This is a genomic window from Ruegeria sp. MALMAid1280, assembly GCF_049195285.1.
Classification (GTDB): Bacteria; Pseudomonadota; Alphaproteobacteria; order Rhodobacterales; family Rhodobacteraceae; genus Ruegeria.
Genome location: NZ_JBMIRT010000049.1, coordinates 50,800 through 66,604, shown reverse-complemented (window position 1 = coordinate 66,604; position 15,805 = coordinate 50,800). Strand labels below are relative to the sequence as shown.

Sequence of the window (15,805 nt, the reverse complement as noted above, 5' to 3'; positions counted from 1 at the left end):
ATGCACGTCGTCTTCCGCGAAAGCCACGGGTTAGAAGAAACCGAGACCCCAACCGATCTGGGCCAGAGCCCGGCGGATCTGGTGGTGCTGTCTTTTTCCGACAGCGACCTTGGCGCTTTCGCGGCAGGCTGGCATCGCGGTGGCGGTGTCGAGGGGCGGATGCCGACGATGCGGCTGGCCAACCTGACGGCGCTGAAACATCCTCTGTCCGTCGACACCTATGTCGAGCAGACGCTGGCGGGCGCCAAAGGCATTCTGATCCGCCTGATTGGCGGCGTGCCTTACTGGTCTTACGGGTTGCAGCAGGTTCTGGCACTGGCGCAGGCGAAGGGCATTGCGCTGGCCGTCCTGCCTGCGGATGGGCGCGAGGACACGCGGCTGGATGACTACTCCACCCTGCCCGTTTCGACCCTGCGTCGACTGGCGCATCTGTGCGACACCGGCGGAGAGGTTGCGGCACAGGCGGCACTGGCGCAGATGGCGCTGGCAGCGGGTCTCTATGCCGGTCCGGTGATGGGGGCGAAGACCCTGCCGGATTGCGGCGCATGGTGCCCGGATCGTGGCGTGATCCCGGCAGACGCAGCGTTCAGCGGTAAAGGCAAACGAATTCTCGTCACTTTCTACCGCGCCTATCTGACCTCGGCCGACACCGCTCCGGTCGCCACCCTGATCCGCAGCTTGCGGGACCGTGGGCTGGACGCGGTCGGGCTTTTCGCGCCCTCGTTGAAAGCCCCGGCAGCCGCCGAGTGGCTGCGTGAACAAGTCGTGGCGCTGAATCCGTCGGCGATTATCAACGCCACCTCTTTCTCGGGCAGGGGCGCGTCAGGCACATCGCCTTTGGACGCGGCGAATGTGCCGGTGTTTCAGGTCGCGTTGGCCACCTCGCGCCGCAAAGTCTGGGCCGAGGCGGAACGGGGCCTGTCGCCTGCCGACCTTGCCATGCATGTGGTATTGCCCGAGGTGGACGGCCGGATTTCAGCAGGCATTGCCTCGTTCAAGGAACCCGGCACGCGCGACCCGCATCTGGAATATTCTCGTTTCGCCCACAGGGCCGAACCGGATCGGATCGAGGCCATCATCGACCGGGTCAGCGGCTGGCTGAACCTGAACGACAAGCCCAGGTCAGAGCAGGTACCCGCACTGGTGCTGTCCACCTACCCCGGCAAGGATTGGCAGATGGCCCATGCGGTTGGCCTCGACGCGTTGGCCTCGGCCGAGGCAATGCTGTCTGATCTTCAGGGCGAAGGTTATGACACTACGCCTGCGGAACCGATTGCCCGGACCCTGTTGGACGCCCGCATTTCTTGGTCACTGGAAGACTATCGCGCCGCGTTGACGGACCTGCCGGAACAACTGCGTGCGGACCTGCAAACAGTGTGGGCCGCCCCTGAAGGCGACCCGGCCTTCGCGGATGGCGCGTTCCACTTTACCGCCCTGCGCCGTGGCAAGGCACTGATTGCGCTGCAACCGGAGCGCGGCACGCCCGAACTGCGCGATGACGATTATCACGACCTGTCACGCACTCCGCGCCACGGCTATGTGGCCTTCTATCTCTGGCTTCGCAAAGGATTGGGCGCGGATGCTCTGATCCATATCGGTGCGCATGGAACACTGGAATGGCTTCCGGGCAAATCGGTCGCCTTGTCCGCCGATTGCTGGCCCGAGGCGCTGGTCCGCGATCTGCCGGTGATCTACCCCTTTATCGTCAACGACCCCGGCGAGGCCGCACAGGCGAAACGCCGAATCGGCGCGGTCACGCTGGGCCATATCCCGCCTGCGCTGAAGGAAAGCGGCACGCCGGATCGTATGGTGCGACTGGAATCGCTGCTGGACGAGTTCTCGAATGCCGACGGGCTGGACCCCAAGCGCCGCGACCGCCTGCAGGAAGATATCCGCGACGAGGCGCAGGCGATCGGACTGGAAAGCGATCTGGGTCTGGATCAGGCCACCTGTACCGCCGAGGCGATCACCCGCATCGACCGCTTTGTCTGCGACATCAAGGAAAGCCAGTTTGGCGACGGCCTGCACATCTTTGGCCGGGTGCCGGACGTGACCGGCAATTTCGACCCCGCACCCTCGGCCCATGCCGAACGCCGCGCCCTGATCGATGCGCTGGCCGGTAAAAGGATCGAGGCCGGTCCGTCCGGCTCCCCCTATCGTGGCCGGTCCGATGTGCTGCCGACCGGGCGGAACCTCTATACCACCGATCCGCGGTCGGTTCCGACCCGCGCCGCCTACACGCAGGGCGTGAATTTGGCCGAGGAACTGGTGCGGCGTCACCTGCAGGAAGAGGGCGACTACCCCAAAGGCCTGATCGTCGACCTGTGGGGTTCGGCCACCATGCGCACGGCGGGCGAGGAATTTGCAATGGCCCTGCACCTGCTGGGAGTGAAACCGGTTTGGGATAAAGGGTCCGAGCGGGTCTCGGGCATCGAAGTGCTGCCTATCACCGACCTCAGCCGCCCGCGTCTGGACGTGACGCTGCGGGTCTCGGGCCTGTTTCGGGACGTGTTCCCGACGCTCTCGGCGCTGTTCGGTCAGGCCGTCCGGGCGCTGTCCGAACGCGATGAAGCACCCGACTGGAACCCTTACGCTGGTCAGGCCCCTTCCGCCCGCGTCTATGGTCCGGCCCCCGGCAGTTACGGCCTGAACATGACCCACCTGTCCGAAACCTATACGGATGAGGCTCGCATGCAGGCCGGTGAGGCGTGGCTGGATGCCAGTTCCTTCGCGCTGGAGGGCGAGCATATCGCGCAGGACAAAGACGGTATCACCCAGCGCGTCGCCAATGCAGACAGTTTTGTCCACCTGCAGGACCTCACCGAGACCGATCTACTGCTGGCCAATGACTATGCCACACATGAGGCCGGGTTCGCAGCGGCCAAGAAGATCACCGGCGGCAGTGCGCAGCTGTATCATCTGGACAATACCAACCCGAAAAACCCACGCGCCCGCACCCTGCCCGAAGAGATCAGCCGCGTCGTCCACGCGCGCGCTGCCAATCCCGGCTGGATCGCAGGGATGCAGCGGCACGGCTTCCGGGGGGCTGCCGAGATCGCGGCGACGCTGGATCACATGGCCTCGTTTGCGCATCTGTCGGGTACCGTCGCACCGCACCTTTTCGACCTCTACCACGATGCCACACTCGGCGACGCCGAGGTCGATGCCTTTTTGCAAGAAGCAAACCCGCAGGCGTATCGGGCCATGAAGGACAGGTTCCTGGCGCTGTTGGAGGCCGGGCTTTGGAACACGCGTCGAAACTCGATCCGCGCCGATCTGGAGGGCCTGAGATGAGCGCGCCTGTTGTCCAGGGCTGGTGCCCCGGAGCACACCGTCCGATGATGTCAGGCGACGGGCTGGTGGTGCGGGTGCGTCCTCGACTGGCCCGGCTGAGCGCCGCGCAGACGCTAGGGTTGTGCGAGCTGTCGGAACGGTTCGGCAACGGCACCATCGACCTGACCAACCGCGCCAACCTGCAACTGCGAGGCGTGAAAGAGGCCGATCATCAGCCCCTGCTTGCGGAACTGGCGGCGCTGGACCTGGTGGATGCCGAGCCCGGCATAGAAGTGCGGCGCAATATCCTTGTGTCACCTTTGTACGAAACAGGCGACCTGACCGCGCGGTTGACGCAACAGCTGATCAACCGGCTGGGCGAACTGCCTGCCCTGCCTGCGAAATTCGGCTTTGCCATAGATACGGGCTCTACCCGCCTGCTGGCGGCGGATTCTGCGGATATTCGGCTTGAAACAGGTACAGACGGCCTGATCCTGCGTGCAGACGGGTGTGAAACCGGATGCCGCGTGTCGGAAGCGGACGCCATCGACCGGGTGATCGCTCTGGCTGAGTGGTTCGCCGAGCATTTCACGCCTGAAACACGCCGCATGGCGCGGGTGGTTGCGGCGCAGGCCTTGCCGCAGGATTGGCAGGGCAGCGCCCCGGCAACTGTCGGCGCGCCTTTGCAACCCGGCGCCTGTGCGCTGGGCGGGCTTTACGGCGCGACCTTCGGCCAATTGCCTGCGCGGCGTCTATTCGGCCTGATCGAAGACACCGGCGCCTCGGCCCTGCGGGTCACCCCGTGGCGGCTGATCCTGCTGGAAGGCGGGGCGGCCATCCCTGCTTCGGCCTTTGTCACCGACGGCACCGACCCGCTGATGACCACCGACGCCTGCCCCGGCGCGCCGTTTTGCCCGCAGGCGCAGGCTGAAACCCGCGACATCGCCCGCGCATTGGCGCCGCGTGTCAGCGGCAGCCTGCACGTCTCGGGATGCGCCAAGGGCTGCGCCCGGATGGGCACTGCAGATGTCACTTTAGTCGGCCACAACGGACGATTTGATCTTGTCAAACAGGGTCGTGCGGGGGATGAGCCCTGCCAGCACGGCCTGACCGAAGAAACACTTATGACCATGGACTTCACCTGATGCCCTATGAATACGAAACCGACGGCGCCGCGATCTATAAAGAAAGCTTTGCCACCATCCGGTCCGAGGCCGATCTGGCCCGGTTCGACGCCGACGAAGAGCAGGTCGCCGTCCGCATGATCCACGCCGCCGGGATGGTCGGGCTGGAAGAGTTCGTGCATTTCTCGCCGGGTTTCGTGGCAACCGCCCGCACTGCACTGGAAAACGGCGCGCCGATCCTGTGCGACGCGCGCATGGTCAGCGAAGGCGTGACCCGTTTCCGTCTGCCTGCCGATAACGAGGTGATCTGCACACTGCATGACGAACGCGTGCGCCCTCTTGCCGCCGAGATGAGCAACACCCGCTCTGCCGCTGCGCTGGAGCTGTGGCGCCCGCATCTGCAAGGCGCGCTGGTCGCCATCGGCAACGCGCCGACCGCCCTGTTCCACCTGCTGAACATGCTGGAAGACCCCGATTGCCCGCGCCCAGCCGCCATCATCGGCTGCCCGGTGGGCTTTGTCGGCGCGGTTGAATCCAAAGACGCCCTGTGGGAGGCGCAGCCGGTGCCGTCCTGTATCGTCAAGGGCCGTCTGGGTGGCAGCGCCATCACCGTGGCCGCCGTCAACGCCATCGCGAGCCGCGCCGAATGAGCGCGGGTAAGATATACGGCGTGGGCCTTGGCCCCGGTGACCCGGACTTGATGAGCGTCCGGGCCGACCGCCTGTTGCGAAACGCCCGCCACGTGGCGTTCTTTCGCAAGCCCGGCCGCAGCGGTCAGGCGCGCAAAATCGTCAACGGCATGATCCCCGGTGACGCGGTTGAATTCCCGATGGAATACCCCGTCACCACAGAAATCCCAGTAACCGATCCGCGCTATAACGAGCTGCTCTCAGCCTTTTACAAGGACTGCGCCGCGCATCTGAAAACCCTGTCGGATCAGGGTGAGGACGTGGTGGTCCTGTGCGAAGGCGACCCGTTCTTCTATGGCTCTTTCATGCATATTTACAGCCGCTTGCGCGACGAAGCTGATATCGAGGTCGTACCCGCCATCACCGGCATGTCCGGTGCTTGGACAGCGACCGGCGACCCGATCACCTGGGGCGACGACGTGCTGACCGTGCTGGTCGGTACCCTGCCCGAAGACGATCTGGCGCAGCGCATGGCACAGACCGACGCTCTGGTCGTGATGAAGATCGGCCGCAATATCGACAAGGTGAAACGGGCGCTGAAAACGGCCGGACTGTATGACCGGGCGTGGATCGTGGAATTTGCCCAGATGCCGAACCAGACGGTGACGAAACTGTCCGAAGCGTGCGAAAAGGTCACCCCCTATTTCTCGATCATCATCGTGCACGGTCAGGGGCGGCGGCCATGAGCGGCTGGGTCAAGATCGCGGGCCTTGGACCGGGTAACGAAGACTTGGTGACGCCCGAGGTTTCCGCCGCGCTGGCCGAGGCCACGGATATCGTTGGCTATATCCCCTATGTCGCACGCGTGGCCGAGCGCCCCGGCCTGACGCTGCACGCCAGTGACAACCGGGTCGAGATCGACCGCTCGCAGCACGCGCTGCAGATGGCGGCCGAAGGGAAACGCGTGGTTGTGGTCTCTTCGGGTGATCCGGGCGTGTTCGCGATGGCCGCGGCGGTGTTTGAGGCGCTGGAGAACGGCCCCTCCGAGTGGCGCAATATCCCCATCGACGTACTGCCCGGCATCACCGCGATGCTGGCGGCGTCAGCACGGGCGGGCGCACCTCTGGGGCATGATTTCTGCGCCATCAACCTCAGCGACAATCTGAAGCCCTGGTCGCTGATCGAAAAACGCCTGCGCCTTGCCGCGCAGGGTGATTTCGCGATGGCGTTCTACAACCCGCGCTCAAAATCCCGCCCCGAGGGATTTGTGAAGACGCTGGAAATCCTGCGCGAGGAATGCGAGCCCGAGCGCCTGATCCTGTTCGCCCGCGCCGTATCCCGCGCCGATGAAGCGATCCGGATTTCAACGCTGGCCGAAGCCACGCCGGATATGGCCGACATGCAGACCGTGGTCATCGTCGGCTCATCCCTGACCCGCGTGATTGAAAGGGACAGCACCCCGATCGTCTACACCCCGAGGTTTACGCCCGAATGAGCCAGCCAGTCCAGAACCTGCGCGACATTCGACAGTTCGGTCCGCTGCGGCAGGGCCGGACGGTCGATCATCAGCACCGGCACGCCAAGCGCCCGCGCTGCGTCCAGCTTGGCGCGCGCGCCGGTGCCGCCTGCGTTCTTGGACACCACCAGTTCAATGCCATGCTGCTGCAACAACGCCTGATCCTCCGCAACGGTGAACGGCCCGCGCGAAACAACGACGTCACAGCTTGGCAATGGCAGGCCGTCCGGCTCATCCACCAGCCGCAGCAAATAGTGATGCTGGGGCTGGGCAGCAAAGTCCTCAAGATGCATTCGTCCAACGGCCAGAAAGACGCGCTGCGGCGCACCGGACAACGCGTCCACCGCGCCGTTGATATCCGCGACGTGGTGCCACCGGTCACCGTCCTGCGCATCCCATGCCGGGCGGGTCAGTGCGGCATGGGGCACGCCAGTTTCATGACACGCTGCAACAGCGTTTCCGCTCATCTGCGCGGCAAAGGGGTGGGTGGCATCAACCACATGGGTCACCGCGTGGTCGCGAAGATAGCTCGCCAACCCCTTGGCACCGCCGAATCCTCCGACGCGCACCGGCAAGGGCTGCGGACGCGGATTTTCCACGCGCCCGGCGTAGGAATAGGTGGCCGGAATGCCCTGTTCGGCCACAGTTTGGGCCAAGGCATTGGCCTCGGTAGTACCGCCAAGGATCAGGAGATGTGTCATGCATAAAGCTCCGTGGCTGACCGTTCTGGGTTTGGGCGAAGATGGACTGGATGGCCTGCCACCCGCAAGCCGTCAAATACTGGAACGCGCTGAAATCATCATGGGTCCACCGCGCCACCTGTCGTTGGTGCCCGAGACCGGCGCACAACGCGTGGAATGGCCCGTCCCGTTCGCGGATGGCCTGCCGATCCTGACCGAATTTCGGGGGCGACCCACCGTAGTTCTGGCGTCCGGCGACCCGTTCTGGTTCGGCGCAGGCTCGGTCATCGCGCGCAATTTCGAGGCCGGGGAATGGGCTGCCCTGCCCGGTCAGTCAACCTTTTCTCTGGCCGCCGCTCGGCTGGGCTGGCCGCTGGAAAGCACGTTGACCTTTGGCCTGCACGCCGCGCCTTTGACCCGGCTGCGGCCACATCTGTCACCCGGCCTGCGTGCCATCCTGTTATTACGCAACGGCGCAGCGGTGGCGGAACTGGCGACTTATCTGACCGAGACAGGATTTGCAGACAGCGCCCTGCACGTGATGGAGGCCCTTGGCGGCCCCCGCGAAAGATCGCGTTCTGTGTCTCTTACCGAAGCGCTTTTGGGTGGCTTTGACCACCCTGTTTGTGTCGGACTTGAGGTTGCGGGCGAAGGGCGCTCATTCCCGAAGGCCTCAGGCAAACCGGACGAGATTTTCGAGACCGACGGCCAGATTACCAAACGCCCGGTGCGGGCGCTGACGCTGTCGGCGTTGGCGCCGCAACGGGGTGAGCATCTGTGGGATATCGGCGGCGGCACGGGCTCGATCAGCATAGAATGGCTGATGTGCGACCCGACACTGACGGCCACCACGATCGAACCCCGTGCGGATCGTGCTGAGCGTATCCGCCGCAACGCCGATGCGTTGGGACAGGACCGGCTGAACGTGGTCCATGGTACCGCGCCGGATGCGCTGGATGGTTTGGCCCTCCCGGATGTTGTCTTCATCGGTGGCGGCCTCAGCTACACGTTGCTTGAATGGCTGTACGACATGCTGCCCACAAGTACGCGATTGGTCGCCAACGCAGTGACTTTGGAAAGCGAAATCCTTCTCGCACAATGGCAAGAGGAAATTGGCGGCGAACTTCTGCGGATCGAGCTGGCGCAAGCCGCTCCGCTGGGTCCTCGACGAGGTTGGAAATCCGCCTACCCGGTCGTGCAATGGAGCGTCACACTATGATCGTCGCGGGTTTGGGGTTTTCATCGGCGGCCACAGTGGACAGCCTGCGCGCAGCCTTCGATCGGGCCAGCGCGGGTCAGGCCATCGACGCGCTGGCCACTGTCGCCGACAAAGACGGTCACGCCGCGCTAACCGAATTCGCGGCGTCCACCGCCCTGCCCCTGCATTTCATCGCACCCGCCGATCTGGCCGGGCAGCGCACCCTCACCTGCTCGAACCGCAGCCGCGCCAGCTATGGCACCGGCAGTGTGGCCGAAGCATCCGCCCTTGCCGCCGCCGGCCCCGGCGCGCGGCTGACCTCACCCAGACATATTTCGGACGACCGGCTAGTAACCTGCGCCATCGCCATCGGAGGACAATCATGACCGTTCATTTCATCGGTGCCGGACCGGGCGCTGCCGACCTGCTGACCCTGCGTGGGCGCGATATCATCGCGTCGTGCCCCGTGTGCCTCTATGCCGGGTCGCTGGTGCCCGAGGAAATTCTGGGCCACTGCCCCGAGGGTGCAAAGATCATCAACACAGCGCCGATGGATCTGGATCAGATCATGGCCGAGATCGAGATGGCCCATAAGGCCGGTCAGGACGTGGCGCGGTTGCATTCCGGAGACCTGTCGGTCTGGTCGGCGATGGGCGAGCAACTTCGCCGTCTGAAACAGATGGGCATCCCGGTCAGCGTGACCCCCGGTGTGCCATCCTTTGCCGCTGCGGCGGCCACTCTTGGCACCGAGCTGACCCTGCCCGGATTGGCGCAGTCGGTGGTTTTGACCCGAACGCCCGGACGTGCGTCGTCGATGCCCGAGGGCGAGTCGCTGGAGAACTTCGCCCGCACCGGTGCGACACTGGCGATCCACTTATCGATCGGCAATCTGGACAAGGTGATCGCCGACCTGACCCCGGCCTACGGCGCGGATTGCCCGGTCGCTGTCGTCTACCGTGCCAGCTGGCCGGATGAGCGGATCATCCGCGCCACGCTGGCCACGCTGAAAAAATCGCTGGACGAGAGCATCTCGCGCACTGCTCTGATCATGGTCGGGCCAGCGCTGGCCGGTGAAGGCTTTGACGAAAGCTGCCTGTATTCCAAGGACTACGACCGCCGTTACCGCCCACAGAGCGCCGACAGCCCGTGGTCGAGCTGGAGCCACGGTGATGACTAACCCTCCGGGTCTTCTGATTTCCGCGCCCTCTTCGGGCACGGGTAAAACCACTGTCATGCTGGGCCTGTTGCGGGCGCTGGCCGAGGACGGATTGACCGTTCAGCCGTTCAAGAGCGGCCCGGACTATATCGACCCGGCCTTCCATCAGGCGGCGGCAGGACGAGCCTCGTTCAACCTGGACAGCTGGGCAATGGGTGACCCGCTGCTGAGCGCCATTTCGGCGCAGGCCGAAGGGGCGGATATCGTGGTCGCCGAGGGCTCGATGGGGCTGTTTGACGGCGTCGCCAAACCCGGTGAGCTGGGACATGGGTCCAGCGCCGAGACCGCGTTGCGGATGGGATGGCCCGTAGTTCTGGTGCTGGATGTTGGTGGTCAGGCGCAATCGGCTGCGGCCACGGCGCTGGGGTTCCGGATGTATAACTCGGATCTGCCGTTCGCAGGTGTGATCCTGAACCGCTGCGCCAGCCCCCGGCATGAACGCCTGACGCGGCTGGGGATGGAGCGTGCGGGCCTGCCGGTTCTGGGCGTCTTGCCCCGTCGCGGTGACCTGACCCTGCCAGAACGCCATCTGGGCCTGATTCAGGCGATCGAGCACCCCGATCTGGAAAGCGCGATTGCCGGTTATGCGGCGTTTCTTCGTGAACATGTGGATCTGGAGGCGATCAAGGCGGCGGCTTCCTCAGGCCCGAAGGGGCCATCGTCAGCCGCGCTGCCGCGCCCTCCGGCGCAACGGATCGCGCTGGCCCGGGATGCCGCGTTTTCCTTTACCTATCCTCATTTGCTGGAAGGCTGGCGCGCGGCGGGGGCAGAAATTCTGCCGTTTTCGCCGCTGGCGAATGAAGCCCCGGCAGCGGATGCCGATCTGGTCTGGCTGCCCGGTGGATACCCCGAGTTGCACGCCGGGACACTGGCTGCAGCCGAAGCCTTTCTGACCGGGTTGCGCGAGCACGCTGAAACCAAGCCGGTGCACGGGGAGTGCGGCGGGTATATGGCTCTGGGTCAGGCTCTGATCGACAAGGAAGGTGTACAGCACCAGATGGCTGGCCTGTTGGGGTTGGTGACCTCGTATGAAAAGCGCAAGTTCAACCTTGGTTATCGCAAGGCGGAACTGTTGGCGCCGATACCCGGCTATGCGTCCGGTGCGGCTCTGCGCGGGCATGAGTTCCACTACTCCTCGATTGTCGAGCAACCTGATGCGCCGCTGGCGCGGGTCTTTGATGCCGAAGGGGCCGAAGGCCCGCAAACCGGCTCGGTGCGCGGCAGCGTCACCGGCACTTTCTTTCACCTGATTGCGGAGGCCACTGCATGAGCGGCTTCGTTTCCTTTATCGGTTCTGGTCCCGGCGACCCGGAACTTCTGACGCTGAAAGCCGTCGACCGGATGCAAAAGGCCGATGCAGTTCTTTTTGACGACCTGAGCAGCGGCCCAATTCTGGAGCACGCACGCGAAGACACCGATCTGGTTGGCGTGGGCAAACGCGCCGGGCGGCCCTCGCCCAAGCAGGACCATGTCAGCCGCCTTTTGGTGGACTATGCCAGGACTGGCGCGCGCGTCGTGCGGCTGAAATCCGGCGATGGCGGGCTGTTCGGTCGGCTTGAAGAAGAACTGGTCGCCCTGCGCGAAGCCGGGATTGACTATGAGATCATCCCGGGCATCCCGTCAGCCGTGGCCGCAGCGGCAGCGGCAGGAATTCCCCTGACGCGACGCCTGACTGCCCGCCGGGTGCAATTCGTCACGGGTCATGATGTCAGCGGCCAACTGCCCGAAGACCTGAACCTGCCCGCGTTGGCCGATCCGGATGCGACAACCGTGGTGTTCATGGGCAAGCGGACGTTCCCCCTGTTGGTAAAGACCTTGCACGGGCATGGCCTGCCATTGGACACGCCCGCGCTGATGGCTGAATCTGTTTCGACCCCTGACCAGAAGCTGCATCGTGCGACCATCGGCGCATTGTCGGAAAAACTGGCAATCGAGGTCGGCAACGCCCCGGCGCTGATCCTTTATGGCCCGCTGGCAGAGTTTGAAGATGTTTGACCTGACCCTGATCGGCATTGGCACCGGCAACCCGGATCACGTGACCTTTCAGGGCGCGCAGGCGATCCGTGATGCGGACCTGATCCTGATCCCCCGCAAAGGTGAGAACAAGGCCGATCTTGCCGGGCTGCGCGAAGAGATCATCGGGGCCGTGACCGACACGCCGCCCCGGATTGCATACTTTGACATTCCCAAGCGCCGTTCGGACGATGGTTACCTGCGTGGCGTGGACGAATGGCACGACGCGATTGCCCTGCGCTGGCACGAGGCGATCCAAGCCCACCCAGAGGCGCAACATGTGGCCTTGCTGATCTGGGGCGACCCGTCGCTATACGACAGCTCGCTGCGGATCGCCTCGCGGTTGGACCCGCAGCCGGAAACCCGAGTGATTCCGGGAATCACCGCCCTGCAGGCACTGACGGCGGCTCATGCTATTCCGATCAATGATCTGGGCGCGCCTTATGTTGTCACCACTGGTCGGCGTATCCGGGATGAGGGTTGGCCGGTAAACGCCTCGAAAGTGGCGGTTATGCTGGACGGTGAATGCTCGTTCCAAAGCCTTGAGATGCAGGACTATGACATCTGGTGGGGCGCTTATGTGGGCATGAAAGAGGAACTGCTGATCAAGGGGCCTCTGGCCGACGTGGCGCAGCAGATTCTGGACACCCGCACCAGCGCGCGTGCCGATCATGGCTGGATCATGGATATCTATCTGCTGCAAAAACGCACAGGATTGTGAATGCGCCACACCCGGTTCTCTGTCATCAATAAAGCCAATCGTGGTGTTGGAGGTGTCAAGAATGCGCGTTCTATGGGCTTTGCTTTGCTGTTTGGTCGTGCCTGCCTGGGCCGACGAACCCCTGTCCGGTTGGGCGATTTATCCGACGGACAAAAGCTATGAAGACCTCGTGGCCGATACCAAATCTGCGGTGAAGGAAAACGGGCTGATCGTGGTCACTCAGGCCGGGCCGACCAAGGCCGCGGCTGCGCGGGGCATCATCATTCCCGGAAATCTGGTGATCGGCGCCTTTAACAACGACTACGCCGTGCGCGTGCTGGAAACCTCGGTCCGGGCGATGATCGAAGCCCCAATCCGGCTTTACGTCACTGAAAACGAGGACGGCACCGCGACCCTGTCCTACAAAACGCCCAGCTTTGTGTTTGCGCCTTACGTCTATGAAGGAGGCGAGCCGCTGAGCGATATTGCCGCCGAACTGGACACAAAGTTTCAGGCGGTGGCGGAAACCGCAGTCAAATAGTCACACTGGCGTGAACCCGCTTGCGTCCGGGCGCGTCCTCCGCATTCTCCTGTGAAACACGATTTCGGAGCTTGACTGATGCAGGACCTGTCCCCCCGTGCGGCTGACCTTTTGGCCCAACGTCTCTACGAGGCCGGATGTCGCCACGCCTTTGGGATGCCGGGCGGCGAGGTTTTGACGCTGGTAGATGCTTTGGAACAGGCCGGGATCACCTTTCACTTGGCCAAACACGAAAACGCCGCCGGGTTCATGGCTGAAGCCGTGCATCACCGCGACGGTGCACCTGCGATCCTGGTGGCCACCCTTGGCCCCGGCGCGATGAATGGGATCAACGTGGTGGCCAACGCGCTGCAGGACCGGGTGCCGATGATCGTACTGACCGGCTGCGTCGATGCGGATGAGGCGCTGACCTATACCCATCAGGTCATGGATCATGCGCAAGTCTATCGCTCGATCACCAAGGGGACGTTCACCCTGACCCCGCAAGGGGCGGATATTGTGGCCGACAAGGCGGTGTCGCTGGCCAACCAGCCGCGTCCCGGTCCGGTGCATATCGACGTGCCGATCTCGGTCGCGGATACGCGCGTATCCGGTGTCAAACGCCGCCGCCTCACCAAACCCGCCGCCGTTGCGCCCGAGGGGAATTGCGTTGAAAAAGCCCGCCGCTGGGTGGCCGAGGCCGAGCGTCCCATCGCGATTGTGGGTCTGGACGTGCTCTATGACAACTCGCGCAATGTGGTGCAGGCGTTTCTGGAACATTTCAGCATTCCCTTCGTGACCACCTACAAGGCCAAGGGTGTGGTGCCCGAGGATCACCCTCTGAGCCTCGGCGGTGCGGGTCTGTCACCGCTGGCAGACAAGCATCTGGTGCCGCTGGTCGAACAATCCGATCTGGTGCTGTGTCTGGGCTATGACCCCATTGAAATGCGCCCCGGCTGGCGTGAGATCTGGGATCCCGAGGACAAGCGCGTCATCGATATTTCTGCCGTGGTCAATGATCATTTCATGCATCAGGCCGGGCTGCATCTGGTCGCCCATACAGGCGCCACGCTGGAATCCATCGCCAAAGGCAACCCCGCGCGCGCAACATGGCCGGGTGGTGAGCCCGCGCAGGTCAAGGCCGCCTTGGCGCAGGCCTTCCCCACCGATGACGACTGGGGCCCTGCCGCCGTGATCGCCGAGACCCGCGCCACCCTGCCCGCTGAAACACTGGCCACTGCCGACAGCGGCGCGCATCGCATCCTGCTAAGCCAGATGTGGGATTGCCATGAAGAACGCGGGCTGATCCAATCCTCGGCGCTGTGCACCATGGGCTGCGCGGTGCCGATGGCAATTGGCCTGAAACTGGCCGAGCCGGACCGCCCGGTGATCAGCTTTTCAGGCGATGCCGGGTTCCTGATGGTCGCCGGAGAGTTGTCGACCGCCGCCGAGATGGGCGGCAACCCGATCTTTCTGGTCTTTGTCGATGCCAGCCTTGCGTTGATCGAGTTGAAACAGCGCCAGCGCCAGATGGGCAACACAGGCGTCGATTTCGACCGCCACGACTTTGCCGCTATGGGTCGGGCCTTTGGCGGCAACGGCCACACCGTCCGCAACCGGGAAGAATTGCGCGCCGCGCTGAATGCAGCCGTAAAGGCCGACACATTCACCGTGATCGCCGCCGAGATTGACCGTGGAGGATATGATGGCCGCATCTGAAGGACCGCTGAAGGGCGTCAAGGTTTTGGACCTCAGCCGCATTCTGGCTGGGCCGACCTGCACGCAATTGCTGGGCGATCTGGGCGCCAGCGTCATCAAGATCGAAAATCCGGCCACGGGCGGGGACGACACGCGGCAATGGGGTCCTCCTTATGTTGAGGACGCAGACGGCAACCGTTCGGACCTGAGCGCTTATTTCATGTCGACCAACCGAAACAAGAAATCCGTGGCCATCGACATCACCACGCCCGAGGGTCAGGCGCAGATCAAGCGGCTGGCCTCGCACGCGGATATCTTAATCGAAAATTTCAAACCCGGTGGTTTGGCAAAATACGGGCTGGACTACGCAACCCTGTCGCCAGAGTTTCCCAGCCTCGTCTATTGCTCGATCTCGGGCTACGGCCAGACCGGGCCGAACGCGTCCAAACCCGGATATGACCTGATGGCGCAGGGCTATGGCGGGATCATGTCGTTGACCGGTGACGCTGACGGGGCCCCGATGAAGGTGGGCGTCGGCATCTCTGACGTGATGTGCGGGATGTACGCGACCGTCGGCATTCTGGCCGCGCTGCGCCACCGCGACCAGACCGGGGAAGGCCAGCAGATTGATCTGGCGCTGGTCGATGCGCAGGTGTCGTGGCTGATCAACGAGGGCGTGAACTATCTGACCTCGGGCGAGGTGCCCCAACGGCGCGGCAACGGGCATCCCAATATCGTGCCTTATGACGTCTACGAAACCGTCGATGGCCACGTCATTCTGGCCGTGGGTAATGACGGCCAGTTCCACCGCTTTTGCGATTTCATCGGTCAACCGGAGCTTGCGGACGACCCGCGCTTTGCCACCAACCCGGCGCGGCTGGAAAACCGGGACGCCCTAAACGCGGTGCTGCGTCCGGCTGTGCAGACCTATACCACCGCCACCGTGATCGCCGAACTTGAAACGCGCAAAGTGCCGGTCGGCCCGGTGCAGGCGCTGGATCAGGTTTTTGCCACGAAACAGGTCGCCGCGCGGCAGATGCAGATCGCCATGCAGGCCGCCCCGGGCGAAGTGAAATTGATCGGGAATCCGCTGAAACTGTCCCGCACACCTGTAACATATCGCAGTGCTCCGCCGGTGTTCGGGGCGGACACTCAGGCTGTTCTGAACGCTGAAAATCCATTCGAAGATTGAAACACGGCGCCTGTTTCGGCGGCAAGTTGCTGAAACATGCCGTTGA

The 15,805-nt window shown here is 63.8% G+C and carries 15 protein-coding genes; 14 read left to right on the top strand and 1 reads right to left on the bottom strand.

Annotated elements, in window-relative coordinates; genetic code table 11:
- The 5 genes from cobN to cobJ are packed head-to-tail and all read left to right on the top strand — an operon-like array spanning position 1 to position 6,521.
- Positions 1-3,294, top strand: a complete 3,294-nt coding sequence (cobN, locus tag ACOQFT_RS12080; RefSeq protein WP_421598169.1) for a cobaltochelatase subunit CobN — start codon at positions 1-3, stop codon at positions 3,292-3,294.
- Entirely contained in the window at positions 3,291-4,418 is a 1,128-nt protein-coding gene (locus tag ACOQFT_RS12075; protein WP_421598168.1) for a cobalamin biosynthesis protein CobG, read from the top strand. The genes cobN and ACOQFT_RS12075 overlap by 4 nt, the downstream gene beginning before the upstream one ends.
- On the top strand, positions 4,418-5,047 hold the full coding sequence (locus ACOQFT_RS12070) for a precorrin-8X methylmutase (RefSeq protein WP_421598167.1): 630 nt from the start codon (positions 4,418-4,420) through the stop codon (positions 5,045-5,047). The genes ACOQFT_RS12075 and ACOQFT_RS12070 overlap by 1 nt, the downstream gene beginning before the upstream one ends.
- Complete coding sequence (locus ACOQFT_RS12065; protein ID WP_421598166.1) at positions 5,044-5,772, top strand: precorrin-2 C(20)-methyltransferase; 729 nt, start codon at positions 5,044-5,046, stop codon at positions 5,770-5,772. Before ACOQFT_RS12070 ends, ACOQFT_RS12065 begins: the two co-directional genes overlap by 4 nt.
- Entirely contained in the window at positions 5,769-6,521 is a 753-nt protein-coding gene (gene cobJ / locus ACOQFT_RS12060; RefSeq protein WP_421598165.1) for a precorrin-3B C(17)-methyltransferase, read from the top strand. Before ACOQFT_RS12065 ends, cobJ begins: the two co-directional genes overlap by 4 nt.
- Here cobJ and ACOQFT_RS12055 read toward each other — a convergent pair.
- The gene (locus tag ACOQFT_RS12055) at positions 6,494-7,243 is read right to left on the bottom strand and encodes a cobalt-precorrin-6A reductase (protein ID WP_421598164.1); all 750 of its coding nucleotides are present in this window, start codon (positions 7,241-7,243) and stop codon (positions 6,494-6,496) included. The two genes, cobJ and ACOQFT_RS12055, sit on opposite strands and share 28 nt — an antisense overlap.
- Between ACOQFT_RS12055 and cbiE the strand changes: the two genes are divergently transcribed.
- The 9 genes from cbiE (at position 7,242) to ACOQFT_RS12010 (ending at position 15,759) form a co-directional block, all read left to right on the top strand.
- Positions 7,242-8,441 carry a precorrin-6y C5,15-methyltransferase (decarboxylating) subunit CbiE gene (cbiE, locus tag ACOQFT_RS12050; RefSeq protein ID WP_421598163.1) on the top strand — a complete coding sequence of 400 codons (1,200 nt, stop codon included), beginning with the start codon at positions 7,242-7,244 and terminating at the stop codon, positions 8,439-8,441. The genes ACOQFT_RS12055 and cbiE overlap by 2 nt on opposite strands.
- On the top strand, positions 8,438-8,806 hold the full coding sequence (locus tag ACOQFT_RS12045) for a cobalamin biosynthesis protein (protein ID WP_421598533.1): 369 nt from the start codon (positions 8,438-8,440) through the stop codon (positions 8,804-8,806). The genes cbiE and ACOQFT_RS12045 overlap by 4 nt, the downstream gene beginning before the upstream one ends.
- Positions 8,803-9,597: a precorrin-4 C(11)-methyltransferase gene (gene cobM, locus ACOQFT_RS12040; protein ID WP_421598162.1), complete on the top strand. Its 795-nt coding sequence runs from the start codon at positions 8,803-8,805 to the stop codon at positions 9,595-9,597. Before ACOQFT_RS12045 ends, cobM begins: the two co-directional genes overlap by 4 nt.
- A complete protein-coding gene (locus ACOQFT_RS12035; RefSeq protein WP_421598161.1) occupies positions 9,590-10,906 on the top strand; it encodes a cobyrinate a,c-diamide synthase in 1,317 nt (438 codons plus the stop codon). The genes cobM and ACOQFT_RS12035 overlap by 8 nt, the downstream gene beginning before the upstream one ends.
- A complete protein-coding gene (gene cobA, locus ACOQFT_RS12030) occupies positions 10,903-11,631 on the top strand; it encodes a uroporphyrinogen-III C-methyltransferase (RefSeq protein ID WP_421598160.1) in 729 nt (242 codons plus the stop codon). The genes ACOQFT_RS12035 and cobA overlap by 4 nt, the downstream gene beginning before the upstream one ends.
- Complete coding sequence (gene cobF, locus ACOQFT_RS12025) at positions 11,624-12,370, top strand: precorrin-6A synthase (deacetylating) (RefSeq protein WP_421598159.1); 747 nt, start codon at positions 11,624-11,626, stop codon at positions 12,368-12,370. The genes cobA and cobF overlap by 8 nt, the downstream gene beginning before the upstream one ends.
- A gap of 61 nt (positions 12,371-12,431) precedes the next feature.
- On the top strand, positions 12,432-12,890 hold the full coding sequence (locus ACOQFT_RS12020; RefSeq protein WP_421598158.1) for a DUF302 domain-containing protein: 459 nt from the start codon (positions 12,432-12,434) through the stop codon (positions 12,888-12,890).
- A gap of 78 nt (positions 12,891-12,968) precedes the next feature.
- Entirely contained in the window at positions 12,969-14,588 is a 1,620-nt protein-coding gene (locus ACOQFT_RS12015) for a thiamine pyrophosphate-binding protein (RefSeq protein WP_421598157.1), read from the top strand.
- Positions 14,575-15,759: a CaiB/BaiF CoA transferase family protein gene (locus ACOQFT_RS12010; RefSeq protein WP_421598156.1), complete on the top strand. Its 1,185-nt coding sequence runs from the start codon at positions 14,575-14,577 to the stop codon at positions 15,757-15,759. The genes ACOQFT_RS12015 and ACOQFT_RS12010 overlap by 14 nt, the downstream gene beginning before the upstream one ends.
- The last annotated feature ends 46 nt before the right edge of the window (positions 15,760-15,805 follow it).

Coding starts and splice junctions, on each gene's coding strand:
- ACOQFT_RS12055 (WP_421598164.1), bottom strand. CDS start 7,243: ATGACACATCTCCTGATCCTTGGCGGTACTACCGAGGCCAATGCCTTG.
- cbiE (WP_421598163.1), top strand. CDS start 7,242: ATGCATAAAGCTCCGTGGCTGACCGTTCTGGGTTTGGGCGAAGATGGA.
- ACOQFT_RS12045 (WP_421598533.1), top strand. CDS start 8,438: ATGATCGTCGCGGGTTTGGGGTTTTCATCGGCGGCCACAGTGGACAGC.
- ACOQFT_RS12010 (WP_421598156.1), top strand. CDS start 14,575: ATGGCCGCATCTGAAGGACCGCTGAAGGGCGTCAAGGTTTTGGACCTC.
- cobN (WP_421598169.1), top strand. CDS start 1: ATGCACGTCGTCTTCCGCGAAAGCCACGGGTTAGAAGAAACCGAGACC.
- ACOQFT_RS12020 (WP_421598158.1), top strand. CDS start 12,432: ATGCGCGTTCTATGGGCTTTGCTTTGCTGTTTGGTCGTGCCTGCCTGG.
- ACOQFT_RS12070 (WP_421598167.1), top strand. CDS start 4,418: ATGCCCTATGAATACGAAACCGACGGCGCCGCGATCTATAAAGAAAGC.
- ACOQFT_RS12075 (WP_421598168.1), top strand. CDS start 3,291: ATGAGCGCGCCTGTTGTCCAGGGCTGGTGCCCCGGAGCACACCGTCCG.
- cobJ (WP_421598165.1), top strand. CDS start 5,769: ATGAGCGGCTGGGTCAAGATCGCGGGCCTTGGACCGGGTAACGAAGAC.
- cobA (WP_421598160.1), top strand. CDS start 10,903: ATGAGCGGCTTCGTTTCCTTTATCGGTTCTGGTCCCGGCGACCCGGAA.
- cobM (WP_421598162.1), top strand. CDS start 8,803: ATGACCGTTCATTTCATCGGTGCCGGACCGGGCGCTGCCGACCTGCTG.
- cobF (WP_421598159.1), top strand. CDS start 11,624: ATGTTTGACCTGACCCTGATCGGCATTGGCACCGGCAACCCGGATCAC.
- ACOQFT_RS12065 (WP_421598166.1), top strand. CDS start 5,044: ATGAGCGCGGGTAAGATATACGGCGTGGGCCTTGGCCCCGGTGACCCG.
- ACOQFT_RS12015 (WP_421598157.1), top strand. CDS start 12,969: ATGCAGGACCTGTCCCCCCGTGCGGCTGACCTTTTGGCCCAACGTCTC.
- ACOQFT_RS12035 (WP_421598161.1), top strand. CDS start 9,590: ATGACTAACCCTCCGGGTCTTCTGATTTCCGCGCCCTCTTCGGGCACG.